General features: G+C 72.0%; 21 protein-coding genes. 17 read left to right on the plus strand and 4 right to left on the minus strand.

Features of this window, described 5'->3' with window-relative positions; translation table 11 throughout:
• Window positions 1-65: 65 nt before the first annotated feature.
• From ACGFWJ_RS17720 to ACGFWJ_RS17730, 3 genes are all read right to left on the minus strand, one after another.
• Complete coding sequence (locus ACGFWJ_RS17720) at window positions 66-554, minus strand: nuclear transport factor 2 family protein (RefSeq protein WP_387858944.1); 489 nt, start codon at window positions 552-554, stop codon at window positions 66-68.
• Window positions 555-560: 6 nt separating this feature from the next.
• Window positions 561-2,333 carry an acetyl/propionyl/methylcrotonyl-CoA carboxylase subunit alpha gene (locus ACGFWJ_RS17725; RefSeq protein ID WP_392950344.1) on the minus strand — a complete coding sequence of 591 codons (1,773 nt, stop codon included), beginning with the start codon at window positions 2,331-2,333 and terminating at the stop codon, window positions 561-563.
• Window positions 2,334-2,527: 194 nt separating this feature from the next.
• Window positions 2,528-3,223, minus strand: a complete 696-nt coding sequence (locus tag ACGFWJ_RS17730) for a response regulator transcription factor (protein ID WP_387636234.1) — start codon at window positions 3,221-3,223, stop codon at window positions 2,528-2,530.
• 434 nt (window positions 3,224-3,657) lie between these two features.
• Between ACGFWJ_RS17730 and ACGFWJ_RS17735 the strand changes: the two genes are divergently transcribed.
• A complete protein-coding gene (locus ACGFWJ_RS17735; protein WP_392950348.1) occupies window positions 3,658-4,347 on the plus strand; it encodes a ScbR family autoregulator-binding transcription factor in 690 nt (229 codons plus the stop codon).
• Between the two features lie 129 nt (window positions 4,348-4,476).
• Here ACGFWJ_RS17735 and ACGFWJ_RS17740 read toward each other — a convergent pair whose 3' ends face one another.
• Window positions 4,477-5,937 carry an FAD-dependent monooxygenase gene (locus ACGFWJ_RS17740; protein ID WP_392950351.1) on the minus strand — a complete coding sequence of 487 codons (1,461 nt, stop codon included), beginning with the start codon at window positions 5,935-5,937 and terminating at the stop codon, window positions 4,477-4,479.
• Window positions 5,938-6,214: 277 nt separating this feature from the next.
• On the opposite strand from ACGFWJ_RS17740, the gene ACGFWJ_RS17745 reads away from it, so the two are divergent.
• The 16 genes from ACGFWJ_RS17745 (at window position 6,215) to ACGFWJ_RS17820 (ending at window position 21,607) form a co-directional block, all read left to right on the plus strand.
• Complete coding sequence (locus tag ACGFWJ_RS17745) at window positions 6,215-7,690, plus strand: FAD-dependent monooxygenase (RefSeq protein WP_392950354.1); 1,476 nt, start codon at window positions 6,215-6,217, stop codon at window positions 7,688-7,690.
• 46 nt (window positions 7,691-7,736) lie between these two features.
• The gene (locus tag ACGFWJ_RS17750) at window positions 7,737-8,393 is read left to right on the plus strand and encodes a TetR/AcrR family transcriptional regulator (protein ID WP_392950357.1); all 657 of its coding nucleotides are present in this window, start codon (window positions 7,737-7,739) and stop codon (window positions 8,391-8,393) included.
• Window positions 8,394-8,423: 30 nt separating this feature from the next.
• Window positions 8,424-8,753, plus strand: coding sequence for a TcmI family type II polyketide cyclase (locus tag ACGFWJ_RS17755; protein WP_387636218.1), 330 nt, complete (start codon window positions 8,424-8,426; stop codon window positions 8,751-8,753).
• Between the two features lie 37 nt (window positions 8,754-8,790).
• The gene (locus ACGFWJ_RS17760; RefSeq protein ID WP_392950360.1) at window positions 8,791-10,059 is read left to right on the plus strand and encodes a beta-ketoacyl-[acyl-carrier-protein] synthase family protein; all 1,269 of its coding nucleotides are present in this window, start codon (window positions 8,791-8,793) and stop codon (window positions 10,057-10,059) included.
• Entirely contained in the window at window positions 10,056-11,273 is a 1,218-nt protein-coding gene (locus ACGFWJ_RS17765) for a ketosynthase chain-length factor (RefSeq protein ID WP_392950363.1), read from the plus strand. Before ACGFWJ_RS17760 ends, ACGFWJ_RS17765 begins: the two co-directional genes overlap by 4 nt.
• Before the next feature lie 43 nt (window positions 11,274-11,316).
• Window positions 11,317-11,589 carry an acyl carrier protein gene (locus ACGFWJ_RS17770; RefSeq protein WP_392950366.1) on the plus strand — a complete coding sequence of 91 codons (273 nt, stop codon included), beginning with the start codon at window positions 11,317-11,319 and terminating at the stop codon, window positions 11,587-11,589.
• Window positions 11,590-11,700: 111 nt separating this feature from the next.
• Window positions 11,701-12,486, plus strand: a complete 786-nt coding sequence (gene fabG, locus ACGFWJ_RS17775; protein WP_387636208.1) for a 3-oxoacyl-ACP reductase FabG — start codon at window positions 11,701-11,703, stop codon at window positions 12,484-12,486.
• A gap of 48 nt (window positions 12,487-12,534) precedes the next feature.
• A complete protein-coding gene (locus ACGFWJ_RS17780) occupies window positions 12,535-13,494 on the plus strand; it encodes an aromatase/cyclase (RefSeq protein ID WP_387858956.1) in 960 nt (319 codons plus the stop codon).
• Between the two features lie 2 nt (window positions 13,495-13,496).
• On the plus strand, window positions 13,497-15,794 hold the full coding sequence (locus tag ACGFWJ_RS17785) for an SDR family oxidoreductase (protein ID WP_392950369.1): 2,298 nt from the start codon (window positions 13,497-13,499) through the stop codon (window positions 15,792-15,794).
• A gap of 150 nt (window positions 15,795-15,944) precedes the next feature.
• On the plus strand, window positions 15,945-17,372 hold the full coding sequence (locus ACGFWJ_RS17790; RefSeq protein ID WP_392950372.1) for an MFS transporter: 1,428 nt from the start codon (window positions 15,945-15,947) through the stop codon (window positions 17,370-17,372).
• A 21-nt stretch (window positions 17,373-17,393) separates the two neighbouring features.
• On the plus strand, window positions 17,394-17,975 hold the full coding sequence (locus tag ACGFWJ_RS17795) for an NADPH-dependent FMN reductase (RefSeq protein WP_387636198.1): 582 nt from the start codon (window positions 17,394-17,396) through the stop codon (window positions 17,973-17,975).
• 67 nt (window positions 17,976-18,042) lie between these two features.
• Window positions 18,043-18,444 carry an acyl carrier protein gene (locus ACGFWJ_RS17800; protein ID WP_387636196.1) on the plus strand — a complete coding sequence of 134 codons (402 nt, stop codon included), beginning with the start codon at window positions 18,043-18,045 and terminating at the stop codon, window positions 18,442-18,444.
• Window positions 18,441-19,211 (plus strand): 4'-phosphopantetheinyl transferase family protein, encoded by a 771-nt coding sequence (locus ACGFWJ_RS17805; protein ID WP_392950375.1) that lies wholly within the window; start codon window positions 18,441-18,443, stop codon window positions 19,209-19,211. The genes ACGFWJ_RS17800 and ACGFWJ_RS17805 overlap by 4 nt, the downstream gene beginning before the upstream one ends.
• 67 nt (window positions 19,212-19,278) lie before the next feature.
• Window positions 19,279-20,841, plus strand: coding sequence for an acyl-CoA carboxylase subunit beta (locus tag ACGFWJ_RS17810; RefSeq protein ID WP_387636191.1), 1,563 nt, complete (start codon window positions 19,279-19,281; stop codon window positions 20,839-20,841).
• A 29-nt stretch (window positions 20,842-20,870) separates the two neighbouring features.
• Complete coding sequence (locus ACGFWJ_RS17815; protein ID WP_392950377.1) at window positions 20,871-21,110, plus strand: acyl-CoA carboxylase subunit epsilon; 240 nt, start codon at window positions 20,871-20,873, stop codon at window positions 21,108-21,110.
• Window positions 21,107-21,607: a nuclear transport factor 2 family protein gene (locus tag ACGFWJ_RS17820; RefSeq protein WP_387858964.1), complete on the plus strand. Its 501-nt coding sequence runs from the start codon at window positions 21,107-21,109 to the stop codon at window positions 21,605-21,607. The genes ACGFWJ_RS17815 and ACGFWJ_RS17820 overlap by 4 nt, the downstream gene beginning before the upstream one ends.
• Window positions 21,608-21,632: the final 25 nt, after the last annotated feature.

Below are 21,632 nucleotides of genomic sequence, written 5' to 3' on the forward strand. Positions count from 1 at the left end.
CGGCGGCCGGGTGGAGGAGGTGCGCGGGACGGGCAGGGCCTCCAACTGCCCGGCCCCGCAGCGCTTCAGCGTTGCGCCGCCATGGCGGGGGTGCCGTGGTCGAGCCAGACGATCGCCGTGGCCAGGTGGCTGATCCGCCAGCCGGCGGGGGTGCGGACCGCCTGGAAGTCGTAGCGGGCGCCGCCGGTGAAGAGCGGGGCGTCGGGGCCGTGCGGGACGTGGGTGGCCTGGACGTTCGCCCGGCCCGTCGCGGTGTCACCGGCCACCTCGATCAGGTGGTTGGTGGTCACGTGGTGGGTGCGCGCCCACTGCGACTTGGGGCCGCCGAAGAAGAGCGGGAGACCGGCGATCCCGGTGTGGGTGCCGTTGGGCATGTCGAGCACGATGCCGTCGCTGAACACCGAGCGGTACCACGCCTCGTCGCACCACCGCGGATCCGGGTGGTCGAGCCCGGAGACGAAGCGGTCGATCAGCGCGCCGATCCGGCTGCGGTCCGTCAGTTCGCGCAGCTGGTCCTCGAGGCGGTCGATGCGGTCCTGAGTGCTGTTCGGCATGGGGTGTCAGTCCTTGATCTCGCAGATGGCGGCGCCGGAGGTGAGGGCGGCGCCGACCTCCAGGGACAGGCCCGTGACGGTGCCGGATTTGTGGGCATTGAGCGGCTGTTCCATCTTCATCGCCTCCAGGACCACGATCAGCTCGCCCTCGGCGACGACCTGGCCCTCCTCGACGGCGACCTTGACGATGGTGCCCTGCATCGGCGAGGCCAGCGTGTCGCCGGAGACCGCCGGGCCGGACGCCGACGCCGTGCGCCGCTTCGGCCTGACGCCCGGGGCAGCAGCCGAACGGGCCCCCGAGATGCCCATGCCCGCAGGGAGGGAGATCTCGAGGCGGCGGCCGCCGACCTCGACGACGAGGTTCTCGCGTTCCGGCTCGTCGTTCTCCTCGGCGGCGGCCGGGGCGACGAAGGCCGGGATGTCGTTGACGAACCCGGTCTCGATCCAGCGGGTGTGAATCGTGAACGGGTCGGTGGCGCCGGTGAGTTCGGGGGCGAAGGCGGGGTCGGTGACCACGGCCTGGTGGAACGGGATGGCGGTGGCCATGCCCTCCACCTTGAACTCCTCCAGGGCGCGCTTGGCGCGCTGAAGGGCCTGCTTGCGGTCGGTGCCGGTGACGATCAGCTTGGCCAGCAGCGAGTCCCAGGCGGGGCCGATGACCGAGCCGGACTCGACGCCGGCGTCCAGGCGCACGCCCGGGCCGGACGGCGGGGCGAACAGCGTGACGGTGCCGGGCGCGGGCAGGAAGTTGCGCCCCGGGTCCTCGCCGTTGATCCGGAACTCGAAGGAGTGACCGCGGACCTCCGGGTCGTCGTAGCCGAGCTCCTCGCCGTCGGCGATCCGGAACATCTCACGGACCAGGTCCAGGCCGGTGACCTCCTCGGACACCGGGTGCTCGACCTGGAGGCGGGTGTTGACCTCCAGGAAGGAGATCAGACCGTCCTGGGAGACCAGGAACTCGCAGGTACCGGCGCCGACGTAACCCGCCTCGCGCAGGATCGCCTTCGACGCCCGGTACAGCTCGGCGTTCTGCTCCGCCGTCAGGAACGGCGCGGGCGCCTCCTCGACCAGCTTCTGGTGGCGACGCTGCAACGAGCAGTCACGAGTGGAGACCACCACCACGTTGCCGTGCCGGTCGGCCAGACACTGCGTCTCGACATGCCGCGGCTTGTCCAGGTACTGCTCGACGAAGCACTCACCGCGGCCGAACGCGGCCACCGCCTCACGCACCGCCGACTCGTACAGCTCCGGAATCTCCTCCAGCGTACGGGCCACCTTCAGACCACGACCACCGCCACCGAACGCCGCCTTGATCGCGACCGGCAGACCATGCTCCGACGCGAACGCGACCACCTCCTCGGCACCCGACACCGGGTCGGCGGTACCAGCCACCAACGGCGCACCAGCGCGCTGCGCCACGTGCCGGGCGGTGACCTTGTCACCCAGGTCGCGGATCGCCTGCGGCGGCGGGCCGATCCAGGTCAGGCCGGCGTCCAGGACTGCCTGGGCGAAGTCGGCGTTCTCGGACAGGAAGCCGTAGCCGGGGTGGATCGCGTCCGCGCCCGAATCGGCGGCCGCCTTCAGGACCTTCGCGATGTCCAGGTAACTGCTCGCGGGGGTGTCGCCGCCCAGCGCGTACGCCTCGTCGGCCGCCCGCACGTGCAGCGCGTCCCGGTCCGGCTCGGCATACACGGCGACACTCGCGATACCGGCATCCCGGCACGCCCGGGCGACGCGGACAGCGATTTCACCACGATTGGCGATGAGCACCTTGCGCATGACGAGTCACTTCTCCCAAGGGTGGAAACCTGCGTCCGGAAAGTTGGGTCCGGAGACCTGCGTCCGGAAAGTTGGGTCCGGAGACCTGCGTTCGGAAACCTGCGTTCGGGAATCCCACCCTGCCCGGTGCTCGCTTCAGGGATCTACGCACCGCACTACACGCCTTGGTCAACTCCGGCTCCGGGCGGCCGTTTTCAGGCGTGGCCGAGGCGGAATCCGACGCCGCGCACGGTGATGATCCAGCTGCTGGAGCCCAGCTTGTTGCGCAGGCTGCTGACGTGGGTGTCGATGGTGCGGCCGGGGCGCGACCAGGAGTCGTCCCAGACCTGGGTCATCAGCTGTCGGCGCGAGACGACGGTCTCGGGCTGGGCCGCGAGCAGGTGCAGCAGGTCGAATTCCTTGCGGGTCATCTCCACCGGCTCGCCGTCGAGCAGCACTTCGCGGGTGCCGGCGTCGATCTGCAGCGGGCCGTGCTTGATGACCTGTTCGAGGACGTGCGGCGGACGGACGCGGCGCATGACGGCCTCCATCCGGGCCACCAGTTCGCGGAACCCGTACGGCTTGACCATGTAGTCGTCGGCGCCGGCCTGCAGGCCGAGTACCCGGTCGAGTTCGGAGTCCCGGGCGGTCAGGGCGATGACCGGGGTGTCCGACATGGCGCGCACGCTGCGGCAGACTTCGAGGCCGTCGATGTCGGGCAGGTCGAGGTCGAGCAGGATCAGGTCCGCGCTGCGGTAGGTCTGCAGGGCCCGGGCCCCGGTCGCCACGCTGTCGGACCGGTAGCCCTGGCGGCGCAGGCCCTGTACCAGGGAGTCGGCGGCCTTGGTCTCGTTCTCCACGACGAGCACCCGGAGGGGCTCGCGCTGCGGCCGCACGGGCTGCTCCACCACCGGCCCGGCGACCGACTGTTCTGCCTGGTGGCGACGGTCGTGATGCGCACTGTGTGCCCGGTGCACCAAAAGATCCGAGGATGACCTGGTCATCTGCTCTCCCCCTGCAAGTCGGCGCTGAGCTCATGGTGAGTAGACGTCAGGAGAATACAAACCGGCATGCCGGTTTGTCAAAGATCCGAGGCCGTCGCGCCGGAGCGGAGGCGGTCTCGGGCGCGGTCTCGGAGGGTGTCTCAACGCAGCCGCACAGCAGCAGACTTGACGTGCCCCTGTAGTTGATCTCCGCGCCCCCGGGACGGGCTCGGGCGTGCCGCCGCGACGCCGGTCCGGCCGGTCCGATCGTGATCAAATCGGACGCCCGATTGTTCAATACCGGGGAGTTGGTTTTATAGTAGGGCGCACTGTGCCGCGCCTCCCAAGACGGAGCCGAGAGAGTGAGCAAACAAGAACGGGCGACCCGTACCCGCAACGCGCTGATCCGTTCGGCGGCCGGGCTCTTCGAGCAGCACGGCTATGTGCAGACCGGGCTGACCGCGATCAGTTCGGGTGCGGAGGTCAGCCGTGGTGCCCTGACCTTCCACTTCGAGAACAAGGCCGCCGTTGCCCGCGCCGTCGAGCAGTCGGCCGTCCACGTCCTGCGCCTGGCCGCGCGCCGGGCCACCCTCTGGCAGGGCAATGCCGTGCAGGCCATGGCAGACATGTCCCACGGCTTCGCGTACCTGCTGACGGAGGACGTGGTGGTCCGCGCGGGCTTCCGCCTCAACTGCGACTGGGCGCAGGGCGAGATCGACCTGCGCCGGGAGTGGCAGGGGTGCGTGCAGAGCCGCGTCACCCGGGCCGCGGCCGACGGGGCGCTGCGGCCCGACGCGGAGTTGGAGGACCTGGTGAACACCGTGACGAGCGCGACGCTCGGCATGGAGATACTCGGCCGGCGCGACCGGGAGTGGCTGTCGCGCCGCACGGTCACGGGCTTCTGGCAGCAGATGCTGTTCGCTGCCTGCACCGAGCAGGCCCGGGCCGCGACCGACCCGAAGGGCGGCGACGAGGTCCTGGGGCAGATCGCCGAGATCCACCGGCGATTCGCTCCGTACATCGCTTCGCCCGGGCGCTCGCCGGACCAGTAAAGCCGACCGCACGGTACCGTTTTTGGCGGAAAAGCCGGGCCGTCGTTGTCCGCGCGTGCCGAGAAGCCCTTGGTTGAGGGCCGGCCCGCGCGTTGACAAACAGCACGATCGGTTTTTGGTGCGGGAGGGTCAGGGGCGCGGTTCCCCGAACCAGCTCCGCAGTGCCTCGGTGAGCCGGCCGCCGTCCGGGGCCCAGGCGATGTAGCCGTCGGGGCGGACCAGCAGCGCCGGAGCCGGCAGCGCGGATCGCGGCACGGGGACGGTGGTGACGACGTGCGCCCAGCCGGCCGCCTCCCGCGCGGGGGAGTCGTCGCTGGTGAGCAGCAGCGGGCGGCCCCCCGCCAGCAGGCCGATGAGGTCGGTGCCGCCGAGGGCGGCGTTGTCGAGGAACCGGCCCTCCCACGGTGACGCGCCCGGCCCGCGGGCCGGCAGGTCCAGGCCCTGGGCGCTGATCATGCCGCCGACCAGCCGGCCGCCCTCGGCGCGGGTCAGCAACTGCTCGAACAGTTCGCGCAGTTCGCGCAGCGCGGGGTCGGGCTTCATCAGGGCGAGCTGGGCCCGGGTGTTGGCGACGACCTGCTGGGCGACCGGCCGGCGCTCGGACTCGTAGGTGTCGAGCAGGCCCTCGCCCGCGGTACCGCGGACCGCGAACGCCAGCTTCCAGGCGAGGTTCAGGCCGTCCAGCAGCCCGGTGCTCAACCCCTGGCCGCCGATGGGGAAGTGGGCGTGCGCGGCGTCGCCGACCAGGAAGGCCCGGTCCCGGCGGTACTGGTCGGCGAGCCGGGTGAAGTCGCTGAACCGGCTGAGGCTGGTGGCCTCGGACAGCGGCACGGGGTGGCCGGTGATCCGGGACAGCTCCGCCTCGAGTTCCTGCCGGGTCAGCGGCGTGCGCCGGTCCGGGTGCGGGGCGCTCAGGTCGAGGACGCGGACCAGGTGGCGGCCGTCCGGCAGCGGGCGGGCGACCGTCCAGCCGCGCGGTGTGCTCCGCCAGCCCTCCGGCAGCGCGCCCGGCTCGGCGACCCGGACGACGCCCATGGCCGCGGAGACGGTGGGCAGTTGCTCCTCGCAGCCGAAGCCGAGTTGCTCGCGCACGGTGCTGCGGGCGCCGTCCGCCCCGACCAGGAAGTCGGCGGTGAACTCGGCCGTCCCGTCGGGGCCTTCGGCCACCACCACGGTCCGGTCGGCGTCCTGGCGGGCCGTCATGACGCGGTGCGCGCGCAGGATCCGGGCGCCGCGCGCGGTCGCCCGTCCCTCGAACTCCCGCTCCAGGTCGGCCTGGAGGCGCTTGACCACGGCGGGCGGCTCGCTCGCGGGCGCGGTGATGGCGAGCATGTGCAGCCCGCCGAAGTGGAACGGCGTGGACACCGTTCCGGCGCGCTCGGCGGACACCGGCAGGTCCAGGTAACCGCGGCGCACCAGGCACTGCACCGTCCGGGCGTGCAGCGTGTTGGCCTTCGGGTGCTCGTCGACGGTGTCCCGGGCCTCCAGGACCACCGTGTCGACGCCGTAGCCGGCCAGCTCCGCCGCCACCAGCAGCCCGACCGGACCGCCTCCGGCCACCACGACCCGTGTTGCCGCACCCCTGCGCATGGAGCCCCCCTGATCACGCCGAAACCGGCGCGCAACCTAACACAGCCCGGCCGAACCCCGGCCGTTCGGGGCGGCCGGCCGCCGGGCGCCCGGTGATCTGTCCATTCCCTGACATTCGCCGGACGTATTTGCACAGGGCGCACAGAGCCGTGAAGAAACCCTGCGGAGGCCTGAACAGAAGTGCCTTGAAGTCCTTTCTCCGGGCCAACAGACTCATTGACGTCGCCGCAGTTGTGTGTCGAACCGAAGGAACCCGGAAATGGCCGAGGAGAGGTACATGGACGCTTCAGTGATCGTTGTGGGCGCGGGCCCCGCCGGAATGATGCTGGCGGGCGAACTGCGGCTCGCCGGCGTCGATGTCGTCGTTCTCGAGCGTCTCGCGGAGCGCACCGGAGAATCCCGTGGGCTCGGGTTCACCGCCCGCACCATGGAAATATTCGACCAGCGCGGAATTCTCGGCCGCTTCGGCGACGTCGAGACCAGCGACCTCGGTCATTTCGGTGGTCTGCCGATCGATTTCTCCGTTCTGGAAGGCGCCCAGCAGGCCGCGAAGTCGGTTCCGCAGTCCGCCACCGAGACGCACCTGGAGGAGTGGGCGACCAGCCTCGGCGCCGACATCCGGCGCAGCCACGAGGTGCTGGAGGTGACCGACGGAGGCGACGGCGTCCGCGTGAAGGTGCGCGGCCCGAAGGGCGAGCAGACGCTGCGCGCCGCCTACCTGGTCGGCTGCGACGGAGGCCGCTCGATGGTCCGCAAGGCGGCCGGGTTCGACTTCCCCGGTACCGCGGCGACGATGGAGATGTTCCTCGCCGACATCAAGGGCGTCGAACTCAAGACCCGCATGATCGGCGAGACCCTGCCCGGCGGCATGGTGATGGTCGGCCCGCTGCCCGGTGGCACCACCCGCATCATCGTCTGCGAGCGCGGCAACCCGCCGCAGCGCCGCGACACCCCGCCGCCGTGGCAGGAGGTCGCGGACGCCTGGAAGCGGCTGACCGGCGACGACATCTCGCACGCCGAGCCGGTCTGGGTCAGCGCCTTCGGCAACGCCACCCGCCAGGTCACCGAGTACCGGCGCGGCCGGATCATCCTGGCCGGCGACGCCGCCCACATCCACCTGCCGGCCGGCGGCCAGGGCATGAACACCAGCATCCAGGACTCGGTGAACCTGGGCTGGAAGCTCGCCGCCGTCGTCCACGGCACCGCCCCCGAAGGCCTGCTCGACACGTACCACTCCGAGCGGCACCGGGTCGGCAAGCGGCTGCTGATGAACACCCAGGCCCAGGGCCTGCTCTTCCTGAGCGGACCCGAGGTGCAGCCGCTGCGCGACGTGCTGTCCGAACTCATCGAGTACCCCGAGGTCGCCACCCACCTGACCGCCATGGTCAGCGGCCTGGAGATCACCTACGACGTGGGCACGGGCACCCACCCGCTGCTCGGCAAGCGCATGCCGAACCTGGAGCTCACCACCGCCAGGCGGGTCACCACCAGCACCGAACTGCTGCACTCCGCCCGCGGCTTGCTGCTCGACCTCACCGACAACCCGCGGCTGCGCGCCCGGGCGGCCGGCTGGTCCGACCGGGTCGACATCGTCACCGCCGAGCCCGGCCGCCGCACCGCCGCCAGTGGCCTGGGGGACACCACCGCCGTGCTGATCCGCCCCGACGGCTACATCGCCTGGGCCGCGCCCGGCAGCCACCACGACCTGCCGATGGCGCTGGAGCGCTGGTTCGGCAAGCCGCTCGCCGGCTGAGCGACCGACCCCCCCACCGAACCGCACGTCAAGGAGGAGTACGCCCATGGCCACGCTGCAGGCAACGATCGCGGTCCACGCCGGTCCGGCGGAGGAACGCCGGGACGTCGTCACCGCGGCCCGCACGGTCTTCGCCCGCGAGGGCTGGACCCACACCACCGTCGAGGCGATCGCCGAGCAGGCCGGCCTCGAACCGGCCGCGGTGGAGCACTACTTCAGGGACAAGGAACAGCTGCTGCTGTCGGTGCTGCTGGACAGCGCCGCGTCCGTCGCCGCCGCGCTGACCGTCATCGCCGAGGACCACCTCGTCCAGGTGGACGACCTGGCGGCGGACCTCGCCGCCCTCGGCCGCGCCTGGCTGACGCCCATGACGACCTTCCCCGAGCACTTCGCCATCGTCCGGCACATCGGCGCCGAGGTCACCCGGCTGCCCGCCGGCGTCCTGGAGATGTGGCAGACCGCCGGCCCCCGGCAGGCCCAGCGCGAACTGGCCCGCCGGCTCCAGCGGATCGCCGACGCCGGACTGCTGGACATCGCCGACGCCGACCACGCGGCCGGCCGGTTCGTCCAGCTGGTCGCCGGCAGCGTCGTGCAGCGCTCGTTCCACGGCGCCCTGCCGCTCGCCGACTTCGAACGCGACGCCCTGGTCGACGCGGGCGTGGCGGACTTCATCCGGCTCTTCGGCCCCACCCGCGCCGCCTGAGGCGCCGACACCCACGGAAGAGAGAAGACCATGCACAGCACCCTGATCGTGGCCCGCATGGACGTCGAGTCCAGCGCCCAGGTCGCCAAGCTCTTCGGCGAGTTCGACGGCACCGACATGCCGCACCGGATGGGCACCCGCCGCCGCCAGCTGTTCGCCTACAACGGCCTGTACTTCCACCTCCAGGACTTCGACGGCGACAACGGCGGCGAGCTGATCGAGGCGGCCAAGACCGACCCGCGGTTCGTCGGCATCAGCGAGGACCTCAAGCCGTTCATCGGCGCCTTCGACCCGGCCACCTGGCGCTCGCCCGCCGACGCCATGGCCACCCGCTTCTACAACTGGACGGCCTCCCAGTGACGCCGACCGCCACCGACACCAGGGAAAGGCACCGCCAGTGAGCCGCCGCGTAGTCATCACCGGGGTGGGAGTGCTGGCGCCGGGCGGAATCGGCGCCAAGAACTTCTGGAGTCTGCTGAGCGAAGGACGCACGGCGACCCGGGGGATCACCTTCTTCGACCCGTCCTCCTTCCGCTCCCGGGTCGCGGCCGAGGCCGACTTCGACCCCGAGCTGCACGGGCTGACCCCGCAGGAGATCCGCCGGATGGACCGCGCCGCCCAGTTCGGCGTGGTCACCGCCCGCGAGGCACTCGCCGACTCCGGCCTCGACCTGGCCGGCTTCGACCCGCACCGCACCGGCGTCACCATCGGCTCCGCGGTCGGCGCCACCACCGGGCTCGACGACGAGTACCGGGTGGTCAGCGACAACGGCGTGCTCAACGAGGTCGACCACCGCTACGCCGTGCCGCACCTGTACAACTACTTCGTCCCGAGCTCGTTCTCGGCCGAGGTGGCCTGGGCGGTCGGCGCCGAGGGCCCGGCCACCGTGGTCTCCACCGGCTGCACCTCCGGCATCGACTCGGTCGGCCACGCCGTCGAGCTGATCCGCGAGGGCACCACCGACGTGATGATCACCGGCGCGACCGACGCCCCGATCTCGCCGATCACCATGGCCTGCTTCGACGCCATCAAGGCGACGACCCCGCGCAACGACGACCCCGCGCACGCCTCCCGGCCCTTCGACGGCACCCGCAACGGCTTCGTCCTCGGCGAGGGCAGCGCGGCGTTCGTCCTGGAGGAGTACGAGAGCGCGAAGCGGCGCGGCGCGCACATCTACGCCGAGATCGCCGGCTACGCCTCGCGCTGCAACGCCTTCCACATGACCGGCCTGCGCCCCGACGGCCGCGAGATGTCCGAGGCGATCAACGTGGCGCTGGCCGAGGCCCGGATGAACCCGGAGCAGATCGACTACATCAACGCGCACGGATCCGGCACCAAGCAGAACGACCGCCACGAGACGGCCGCGTTCAAGCTGAGCCTCGGCCGGCACGCCTACCGCACCCCGGTCTCCTCCATCAAGTCGATGGTGGGGCACTCGCTGGGCGCGATCGGCTCGATCGAGATCGCCGCGTCGATCCTCGCGATGGAGAACAACGTGGTGCCGCCCACCGCGAACCTGCACACCCCCGACCCGGAGTGCGACCTCGACTACGTGCCGCTCACCGCGCGCGAGCACCGCACCGACGCCGTCCTCACGGTCGGCAGCGGATTCGGCGGGTTCCAGAGCGCGATGGTGCTGGCCCGTCCCGACAGGAGCGTGGCATGAGCGCCAGGACAGTGATCACCGGTATCGGCGTCGCCACCCCCAACGGGCTCGGCGTGGACGAGTTCTGGGCCGCGACCCGGATCGGCAAGAACGCCATCGACCGGATCACCCGGTTCGACCCGTCCTCGTACCCGTCGCAACTCGCGGGCGAGATCCGCAACTTCGAGGCGTCCGAGCACCTGCCCAGCCGGCTGATCCCGCAGACCGACCGGATGACCCGGCTCGCCCTGGTCGCCGCCGAATGCGCCTTCGACGACGCGGACGTCAAGCCCGACGACATCCCCGAGTTCGACATGGGCGTCGTCACCGCCTCCACCTCCGGCGGCTTCGAGTTCGGCCAGAACGAACTCCAGAAGCTGTGGAGCCAGGGCAGCCAGTACGTCTCCGCGTACCAGTCCTTCGCCTGGTTCTACGCCGTCAACAGCGGCCAGATCTCCATCCGCAACGGCATGAAGGGCCCCAGCGGCGTCGTCGTCAGCGACCACGCCGGCGGCCTCGACGCCATCGCGCAGGCCCGCCGCCAGATCCGCAAGGGCAGCAAGCTGATCTTCTCCGGCGGCTTCGACGCCTCGATCTGCCCCTGGGGCTGGGTCGCGCAGATCGCCGGCGGCCGGATGACCACCAGCAACGAGCCCGACCGCGCCTACCTGCCGTTCGACGCCGCCGCCGGCGGCTACGTCGCCGGTGAGGGCGGGGCGCTGCTGATCCTGGAGAACGAGGACACCGCCCGCGAACGCGGCGCGCAGAACATCTACGGCGAAGTCGCCGGCTACGGCTCGACGTTCGACCCGAAGCCGGGCAGCGGACGCGAACCCGGGCTGCGCCGCGCCATCGAGACCGCGCTGGCCGACGCCGGTGTCACCGCGAGCGAGATCGACGTGGTCTTCGCCGACGCGGCCGGCACCCCGCAGCTGGACCGCGAGGAGGCCGACGCGCTGATCGCCGTGTTCGGACCCTCCGGCGTCCCGGTCACCGCGCCCAAGACGATGATCGGCCGCCTCTACTCCGGCGCCGCCCCCGTCGACGTGGTCGCGGCCGTCCTCGCCATGCGCGAGGGCCTGATCCCGCCGACCACCAACGTCGAACTCTCGCCCGAGTACGACATCGACCTCGTCGTCGGCCAGCCGCGCACCGCCCTGGTGCGCAACGCGCTGGTGCTCGCCCGCGGCTACGGCGGCTTCAACTCCGCCCTGGTCGTCCGCTCCCTCGACTGACCCCCACCCCCACCAAACACCACACCTACCGAAGGGGACCCCCATGTCCGCCCAGGAATTCACCATCGAGGACCTCAAGCGCATCCTGCTCGAAGGCGCCGGTGCCGACGAGGACGTCGACCTCGACGGCGACATCCTCGACACCGACTTCGAGGAGCTCGGCTACGAGTCCCTCGCGCTGCTCGAGACCGGTGGCCGGATCGAGCGCGAGTACGGCATATCCCTCGACGACGAGATCTTCGCCGACAACAAGACCCCGCGGACCCTGGTCGCCGCGATCAACGGCTACTTCACCGAACTCGTCGACGCCGCCTGAGCCCTGAGCCCTGAGCCCTGAGCCCTGAGCCCTGACCGGCCCCCGCCGGGGTCCCGCGCCCCGGCGGGCCCGCAGCTCACCCCACTCTTCTTCGTTTGGAGCAGCAAAGCCATGTCGCAGCAGGACAAGCGGGTCGCCCTCGTCACCGGCGCCACCAGCGGGATCGGCCTCGCCGTCGCCCGGCTGCTGGCCGCCCAGAACCACAAGGTGTTCATCGGCGCCCGCAACGCCGAGAACGTCGCCGAGACCGTCAAGCAGCTCCAGGACGAGGGCCTGGAGGTCGACGGCACCACCCTGGACGTGCGCTCCTCGGACGACGCCCGGGCCTTCGTCCAGGCCGCCGTCGACCGCTTCGGCACCGTGGACGTGCTGGTCAACAACGCCGGCCGGTCCGGCGGCGGGGTCACCGCCGACATCGACGACGAGCTGTGGAACGACGTCATCGACACCAACCTCAACTCGGTGTTCCGGCTGACCCGCGAGGTGCTCACCACCGGCGGCCTGCGCCACAAGGACCGCGGCCGCATCATCAACATCGCCTCCACCGCGGGCAAGCAGGGCGTCGTCCTCGGCGCCCCGTACTCGGCCTCCAAGCACGGCGTGGTCGGCTTCACCAAGGCCCTCGGCAACGAGCTCGCCCCGACCGGCATCACCGTCAACGCCGTGTGCCCCGGCTACGTCGAGACGCCGATGGCCCAGCGCGTCCGCCAGGGCTACGCCGCCGCCTACAACGCCACCGAGGACGCCATCCTCGAGAAGTTCCAGGCCAAGATCCCGCTGGGCCGCTACTCGACGCCCGAGGAGGTGGCCGGCCTGGTCGGCTACCTGGCCTCCGACACGGCCGCCTCCATCACCTCGCAGGCGCTCAACGTCTGCGGCGGCCTCGGCAACTTCTGACCCGTCAGGCCCCCACCAACCCGCCCCCAGACCGAAGGAGTCACCAGCATGTCGCAGCCCGGCCTGCGCGAGGTGGAGCACGAGATCACGATCTCGGCCCCGGCCGCCGCCGTGTACCGGCTGATCGCCGAGGTGCAGAACTGGCCGCGGATCTTCCCGCCGACGATCTTCGTCGACCACGTGGAGAAGTCCGCGAACGAGGAGCGCATCCGCATCTGGGCCACCGCCAACGGCGAGGCCAAGAACTGGACTTCGCACCGCACCCTGGACCAGGAGAACCTCCGGATCACCTTCCGCCAGGAGGTCTCCGCCCCGCCGGTCGCCGCCATGGGCGGCACCTGGATCATCGAACCGCTCTCCGCCGACTCGTCCCGCGTGCGGCTGCTGCACGACTACCGGGCCGTCGACGACGACCCCGAGTCGCTGAAGTGGATCGACGAGGCCGTGGACCGCAACTCGCGTTCCGAACTCGCCGCCCTGAAGACCAACGTCGAGGCCGCGCACGCCGCCGAGTACCTGACGTTCTCCTTCGAGGACACCGTCCAGATCAACGGCTCCGCCAAGGACGTCTTCGACTTCGTCAACGAGGCCCAGCTGTGGTCCGAGCGCCTCCCGCACGTGGCCACCGTCCGCTTCGAGGAGCCCTACCCGGGCCTCCAGGAGCTGGAGATGGACACCCGCGCCAAGGACGGCTCGGTGCACACCACCAAGTCGTACCGGGTGGCCTTCCCGCACCAGAAGATCGCCTACAAGCAGGTCACGCTGCCGGCGCTGATGACGCTGCACACCGGCTACTGGACGTTCACCGAGAACGCCGACGGCGTCGCCGCCTCCTCGCAGCACACCGTCACCCTGAACACCGCCAACATCGAGAAGATCCTCGGCGGGCAGGCCACGGTCGAGGACGCCCGGTTCTACGTCCACACCGCGCTGAGCACCAACAGCCGCGCCACCCTCGGCCACGCCAAGGAGCACGCCGAGAACCTCGCGAAGAACAAGGCGGCCTGACCATGGCCGGGGACCACACCGGGACCCAGGTGGTCGTGGTCGGCGCGGGCCCGGTCGGGCTGTTCCTGGCCGGCGAGCTCCGGCTCGGAGGCGCGGACGTGGTGGTCCTCGACCGGCTCACCGCACCGACCACCGAATCGCGGGCGTCCACCCTGCACGCCCGCACCATGGAACTCCTCGACGGCCGCGGCCTGCTCGCGCCGCTCGGCGAGATCCCGTCCGACCCGATGGGCCACTTCGGCGGCATCCCGCTCGACCTCACCCTGCCCGGCCCCCACCCGGGGCAGTGGAAGGTCCCGCAGACCCGCATCGAGGAACTCCTCGGCCAGTGGGCGGCGGACCTCGGCGCGGACATCAGGCGCGGCCACGAGCTGACCGGCCTCACCGTGACGGCCGATCACGTCGAGGCCGAGGTACGGACGGCCGGCGGGACGACGGAGTTCCTCCGGGCCGCGTACCTGGTCGGCTGCGACGGCGAGACCAGCGCCGTGCGCCGCCTGGGAGGCTTCGACTTCCCCGGCGCCGACGCCGGCCGCGAACTGCTGCGCGCCGACGTGGCGGGCATCGACATCCCCAACCGCCGCTTCCAGCGGCTCGCGGGGGGACTGGCCATCGCCGCCCGGCGTCCCGACGGAGTGACCCGGGTGATGGTGCACGAGTTCGGTGCGGCGCCGCGCGGAACGCAGCCGGAGTTCACGGACGTCGCCGACGCCTGGAAGCGCGTCACCGGCGAGGACATCGGCGGCGGCACCCCGCTGTGGGTGAACTCCTTCGGCGACGCCTCCCGGCAGGCCACCCGCTACCGCGACGGACGGCTCCTGCTGGCCGGCGACGCCGCCCACCAGCAGATGCCGATCGGCGGACAGGCCCTCAACCTCGGCCTCCAGGACGCCGCCAACCTCGGCTGGAAACTCGCCGCACAGGTCGCCGGTCGGAGCCCTGACGGGCTGCTGGACAGCTACCACACCGAGCGGCACGCCGTCGGCCGGCAGGTGCTGGGCAACATCGGGGCGCAGGCCCTGCTGCTGCTCGGCGACGGCGGGACCGACGCCACCCGCGAAGTGTTCGCCGAACTGATCGGCGGCAGCGAGAACGTCCGCACCCACCTGGCCGGAATGATCTCCGGCCTCGACATCCGCTACGACGTCGGGCCGGGCGCCCACCCCCTGCTCGGACGACGCCTGCCGCACTGGCAACTGACCACCGACGACGGCACGTCGACCACCGCGCAGGCACTGCGCGCCGGGCAGGGCGTGCTGCTGCTCCTGCCCGGCGACGAAGCGCGCCGCACGGCCGCGGCGGCCGCCGCCGCACCGTGGGCACCGCTGGTGCGCACGGTCCGCGCGACCGCGCTGCCCGACACCCCCGCGCCGGGCGGCGGCGCCCTGCTGGTGCGACCGGACGGCTACGTCGTCTGGGCCGACACCGCCGACGCCGCCGACCTGCCGCAGGCGCTGACCCGCTGGTTCGGGAAGCCCGCGGCCACCACCAGGACGACGACACCGGCCACCGCGCCGGCCACGAAGTGGAGTACAGACATGGGAAGGCTCACCGGCAAGACGGCGCTCGTCACGGGTTCCAGCCGCGGCATGGGCCGCGCGACGGCGATCCGGCTGGCGCGGGAAGGCGCACTCGTCGCCGTCCACTACACCGCGAAGCAGGAGGCGGCCGAAGAGGTCGTCGAAACCATCGAGAAGGACGGAGGCCGCGCCTTCACCGTGCGCGCCGAACTCGGCGTCCCCGGCGACGTGCACGAGCTGTTCCTCGCCCTGGAGGCCGGACTGCGCGAGCGCACCGGCAGCACCGACCTGGACATCCTGGTCAACAACGCCGGTGTGATGGGCGGGGTCAAGCCCGAGGAGACCACCCCGGAGAAGTTCGACGAGCTGTTCGCGGTCAACGCCAAGGCGCCGTTCTTCCTCATCCAGCGGGCGCTGAAGAACATGCCCGACGGCGGACGCATCATCAACATCACCTCCGGCCTCACCCGGTTCGCGAACCCCGACGAGATCGCCTACGCGATGACCAAGGGCGCCGTCGACCAGCTGGCGCTGCACTTCGCGAAGCACCTCGGCCCGCGCAACATCACCATCAACTCGGTGGCACCGGGCATCACCCGCAACAGCAACCCGGTCTTCGCCATCCCCGAGGCGGTGCAGGCGATGGCGCAGCTGTCCGCCTTCAACCGGGTCGGCGAGCCCGAGGACGTCGCCGACGTGGTGGCCTTCCTCGCCACCGACGAGGCGCGCTGGATCACCGGCTCGTTCGTCGACGCCACCGGCGGCACCCTGCTCGGCTGAGGCCGGGCCACCCCATCGGGGCCGGCCGCGGGACCCCCCGCCCGCGGCCGGCCCGCCCCCGAGACCCACGCCCCGGGACCCCACGCCCGGAACGCCCACGCCCCGGCACCCCACCCTGTGGCACCCCAACCACCCCTGCGGAACGGGATCATGACGCTCTCGACACCCACGCGCCCGGCCGCCCGGGCCGACGCACGCTGGACCCCCGTCCTGTGGGGCCTGCTGTTCGTGCTCGCCGGCAACATGCTCATCGACGCCCTGGAGGTGTCCGTCGCGCTGGTCGCGCTGCCCTCGGTCGGCGCCGACCTGGGACTCGCGACGGCCGAACTCCAGTGGCTGGTCTCCGGATTCGCGGTCGGCTTCGGCGGGCTGCTGCTGTTCGGCGGCCGCCTGGTCGCGATCCGCGGCCGGCGCCCGGTCTACCTGGCCGCGCTGCTGGTGTTTGCCGCCGCCTCACTGGTGGGCGCGTTGGCCGACAGCATGGCGCTGCTGGTGGCCACCCGCTTCGTCAAGGGTTTCTGCGCGGCGCTGACCGCGCCGACCGGACTCGCCATCATCGCCGCCACCTTCCCCGAAGGACCGGCCCGCCGGCGGGCGCTGTCGGTGTACTCGCTGTTCGGCGCGGGCGGGTTCTCCGCCGGGCTGCTGCTGTCCGGGGCGCTCACCGGACTCGGCTGGCGCTGGACCTTCGCCTTCCCGGCACCCGTCGCCCTGGCGCTGTTCGCCGCCGCGCTCCGGCTGGTCCCGCGCGACCTGCCCGACGAGAAGGCCCCGCGCCGCTATGACGCGGCGGGCGCGGCCACCCTCACCGGCGCGGTGATGCTGCTGCCGGCGGCCCTCACCTCGGGGGCGCGGTACGGCTGGGACGCCCCGGTCACCGTCGCGGCGTTCCTGCTCGCGGCGCTGCTCGCGGCCGCGTTCGTGCGGATCGAACTCACCGCCCGCGAACCGCTGGTGCGGCTCGACCTGCTGCGCCACGGGCCGCTGCTGCGCTCCGCGCTCGGCGCCGGCGCGCTCAACGGCTCGTACCTGGGCCTGCTGCTGGTCGCCACCCTCGACTTGCAGCAGCGCGCGGGCCACGGCCCCTGGCTCACCGGCCTGGCGTTCCTGCCGGCCGCCGCCCCGCTCGCCCTGACCGCGCTGCACTCCGGCCGGCTGGTCGCCCGCTTCGGCCCGCCCCGGCTGATCGCGGCGGGCGCCGCCGCGGCGCCGCTCGGCTACCTCCTCTACTCGCCCGACGGATCCGAACTGTCGTACGTGACAGGCGTGTTGCCCACGATGCTGCTGCTCGGAGCGGCGTTCGTGCTGGCCTTCACCGCCTTCCACGTGCAGGCCACCGGTTCCGTGGCCCCCGCCGACCAGGCGGCGGCCGGCGGGCTCTACCAGACCTTCGTGCAGCTGGGGGCGGCCGTCATGACCGCCCTGTGCGGCTCGTTGTACCCCGCGGGGCAGCGGCCGGTGCTGTACCTGATCACGGCCGTCGGCCTGCTCGGCCTGGCCGTCGCACTCCACGGCCTAGGACAGGCCCTCGTGCCCCGGCGGGCGGCGCACACCGCCGCCCGTCAACTCCCCGAATGAGAACAGGAAAAGGTGAAGAAGATGTCGAACGATCCGCTGCGGCTGGCCGTCATCATCAGCAGCGTCCGCGAGGGCCGGTTCGGACCGGTCGTGGGCGAGTGGTTCACGGAGCAGGCGAAGGGACGCGGCGACCTCGAGGTCGACGTCATCGACCTGATCGAGCACGAGATGCCGTTCGCGCACTCGTTCAACCCCTCCGGTGACGCCCTCGAGCAGCTCTCGAAGATCTCGCCCCGCCTGGAGGCGGCCGACGCGTTCGTCGTGGTGACGCCGGAGTACAACCACAGCTTCCCGGCCTCGCTGAAGCACGTCATCGACTGGCACTACACGCAGTGGCGCGCCAAGCCGGTCGGCTTCGTCTCCTACGGCGGTCTGGCCGGCGGCCTGCGCGCCGTCGAGCAGCTGCGGCCGATCTTCGCCGAGCTGCACGCGGTGACCGTCCGCGACGTCGTCAGCTTCCACACCCCGTGGGAGAACTTCGAGAACGGCAAGCCCAAGGACGAGACCGGCCCGGCCGGCGCCGCCAAGGTGCTCCTCGACCAGCTCTCCTGGTGGGCCAACGTGCTGCGCGAGGGCCGCACCCGGATCCCGTACCAGGCCTGACCCGCGGCTCCGGGGGGAGCGCGGCACGCACCGCGCTCCCCCGGAGCGGCGCCTACCGGAAAGGGACATGACTGTGAACCGCACGGCGCGCCCCACCCGCACGTGCACCGCCGGCACCGGGGCGGTGACGGCGCCCGACCGGGCCCGACTCGCCGCCGCCGACCACGCCGAACGCACCCGGGTCCTCGACGCTTACGTTCGCCAGGAGCTCGGCCGGGTCCTCGGCATCGCCCCCCACCAGGTGGACACCACCGGCCGGCCGATGCGCAGCCTGGGCGTCGGCTCCATCGCCGGGCTGGAACTCCAGCGCCGGATGGAGCACGCCCTCCAGGTCGAGCTCAACCTGCAGATGCTGCTGCTCGCCAACAGCGCGGCCGAACTGGTGGAGTGCCTGGCCGGACAGCTCGGCCCGCTCGGCCCGCACCCGGCGGCGGTGGCCGCCCCCCACGGCACCGCGGTCCCCGCATGACCGCCGCCCGGGCCACCGTCCGCACGCTTGCCGACCAGGAGTTCACCCTCGGCGACGGCAGGCTCGACCTCTGGCTGATGCGCAGCCCGCACCCCGCCACCGCGCACCTGCTCGACCGCTCCGAGCTCGACGCCGCCGAGCGCCGCCGCGCCGACTCCTTCGTCCGCCCCGCCGACGGACTGCTGTACGCGACGGTCCACGTCGCGCTGCGCCGGCTGCTCGGCCGCTACCTGCACACCGCGCCCGAGGACGTGCGCTTCACCCGCGAGCCGTGCCCCGGCTGCGGCGAACGCCACGGCCGCCCCGCGCTGGACAGGTCCCCGCTGCCCCTGCACTTCTCGCTGTCGCACAGCAGCGCCGTCGCCCTGATCGGCGTCGCCACCGCACCGCTCGGCGTGGACGTCGAACGGCTGCCCCGGGCCGAGACCATCGAGGTCTGCACCGGCGCCCTGCACCCCGAGGAACAGGCCGAACTGGCGTGCCACCAGCACGAGTTCGAGCGTGCGGAGGGCTTCGGGCGGATCTGGACCCGCAAGGAGGCCTACCTCAAGGGCATCGGCACCGGCCTGAGCCGGTCGCCCGCCCAGGACTACCTCGGCGCCCACACCGCCCGCCACCCGGCCGGCTGGACGGTGTTCGACGTGCCCTGCACCACCACCCACGCGGCCGCCGCGGCCGTGCGCGGCGCTGGCCCCCTGACCGCCGGGGTCCGCTGGCTGGACGAGGGGTGGCTGCACGCCGCTCCGGTGCCGGCCCTCGCCGGCTGAACGACCGGGCCCCTGAACGGCCGGGCCCCGTCCGACCCGACTTTTGACCAAGGAGAGTGGGAACCACATGTCCGCGAGCGACCAGACGATACGGGCCCGCATCGAGGAGTTGACGGAGCTCAAGGAGACGGTGCGCGCCGGAGACGACGCCGCCACCGAACGCCAGCACGCCAAGGGCAAGCTCACCGCCCACGAGCGCGTCCAACTCCTGCTGGACAAGGGCTCGTTCAACGAGGTCGAGGCGCTGCGCCGGCACCGCGCCACCGGCTTCGGCCTGGAGCGGAAGAAACCGCACAGCGACGGCGTCGTGACCGGCTGGGGCACCGTGCACGGCCGCACCGTCTTCGTGTACGCCCACGACTTCCGGATCTTCGGCGGCGCGCTCGGCGAGGCGCACGCCCAGAAGATCCACAAGATCATGGACCTGGCGGAGGCGGCCGGCGCCCCGCTGGTCTCCCTCAACGACGGTGCGGGCGCCCGCATCCAGGAGGGCGTCACCGCGCTCGCCGGGTACGGCGGCATCTTCCTGCGCAACACCCGCGCCTCCGGCGTCATCCCGCAGATCTCGGTGATGCTCGGCCCGTGCGCGGGCGGCGCCGCCTACTCCCCGGCGCTCACCGACTTCGTGTTCATGGTCCGCGAGACCTCGCAGATGTTCATCACCGGACCGGACGTCGTCAAGGCCGTCACCGGCGAGGAGATCACCCAGAACGGCCTCGGCGGCGCCGACGTGCACGCCGGCACCTCGGGCGTCGCGCACTTCGCGTACGACGACGAGGAGCACTGCATCGAGGACGTGCGCTACCTGCTGTCCCTGCTGCCCGCCAACAACCGCGAACTCGCCCCCGTCGAGCGCTCCGGCGACCCCGCCGACCGGCTCAACGAGTCGCTGCTCGACCTCGTCCCGGCCGAGCCCGGCAAGGCCTACGACATGCGCAAGGTGATCGCCGAAGTCGTCGACGACGGCGAGTACTTCGAGGTGCACTCGGCCTGGGCGCCGAACATCGTCTGCGCGTTCAGCCGGCTCGACGGGCACGTGGTCGGCATCGTCGCCAACCAGCCCTCCGCGATGGCCGGCGTGCTGGACATCGAGGCCTCCGAGAAGGGCGCGCGGTTCGTCCAGTTCTGCGACGCCTTCAACATCCCGCTGATCACCCTGGTCGACGTGCCCGGCTTCCTGCCCGGCGTCGACCAGGAGCACAACGGCGTCATCCGGCGCGGCGCGAAACTCCTGTACGCGTACTGCAACGCCACCGTGCCGCGGATCTCCCTGGTGGTCCGCAAGGCCTACGGCGGCGCCTACATCGTCATGGACTCGCGCTCCATCGGCGCCGACCTCGCGCTCGCCTGGCCCACCAACGAGATCGCCGTGATGGGCGCCGAGGGCGCCGCCAACGTGGTCTTCCGCCGCGAGATCAACGCCGCCGACGACCCCGAGGCCGTCCGCGAGGCGCGCATCCAGGAGTACAAGGACGAGCTGATGCACCCGTACTACGCGGCCGAGCGCGGCCTGATCGACGACGTCATCGACCCGCGCGAGACCCGCTCCGTGCTGATCCGCTCGCTGGACATGCTGCGCGCCAAGCACTCCGAACTGCCGTCCCGCAAGCACGGCAACCCGCCGCAGTGACCACCCGCCACCGAGAGAGAAGACCCGACGTGACCACTCAACCCTCCGACGTCCTCCGCATCGAGAAGGGCATGCCCACCGACGAGGAACTGGCCGCCGTCACCGTGGCCCTGCTCCTCGCCACCAGCCGGGCCGCGGACCCCGCCGGCACCGCCACGCTGGCCCGCGCCCGCTGGCGGCGGGTGGACCGCACCTTCGGCCACCGCACCCCCCGCAGCTGGCGCAGCGAGGCCTCGCACCTCGCCCGCACCTTCGGCGAAGCCGCATGACGCTCACCATCGAGGACCTCGCCGCCGAACTCGCCGCGCTGCGCGCCCGGGTCCAGGAACTCACCGACGGCGCGGAGATCAGCGCACTGATCAACCGCTACGTCACCCTGCTCGACACCCAGGACGAGCACGGCTACGACGAGACCTGGCCGCCCACCGTCTTCACCGACGACGCGGTGCTGCACTTCCCGATCGGCACCCACCGGGGCATCGACGGGGTGGCGCGGTTCCACTACGAGGCCAAGGCCAAGTTCGACCGCACGCTGCACCTGAGCGCCAACCACGCGATCAGCCTGGACGGCGACCGGGGCACCGTCCGGTTCCACGTGGTGGCCACCCACGTGCACCACCGCGAGGCCGGCGCGGCGCTGTTCGACATCGGCGGCCACTACGGCGGCGTGGTGGTGCGCACCCCGCAGGGCTGGCGCTTCCAGGAGTGGAGCTTCAACCTCACCTGGGCCGACGGCCCCGGCCCCGACGGGACCCCGGTGCAGTGAACCGGCCGCCGTGCGGGCAGCAGGA

Source organism: Kitasatospora sp. NPDC048407, from assembly GCF_043200475.1.
Classification (GTDB): domain Bacteria; phylum Actinomycetota; class Actinomycetes; order Streptomycetales; family Streptomycetaceae; genus Kitasatospora.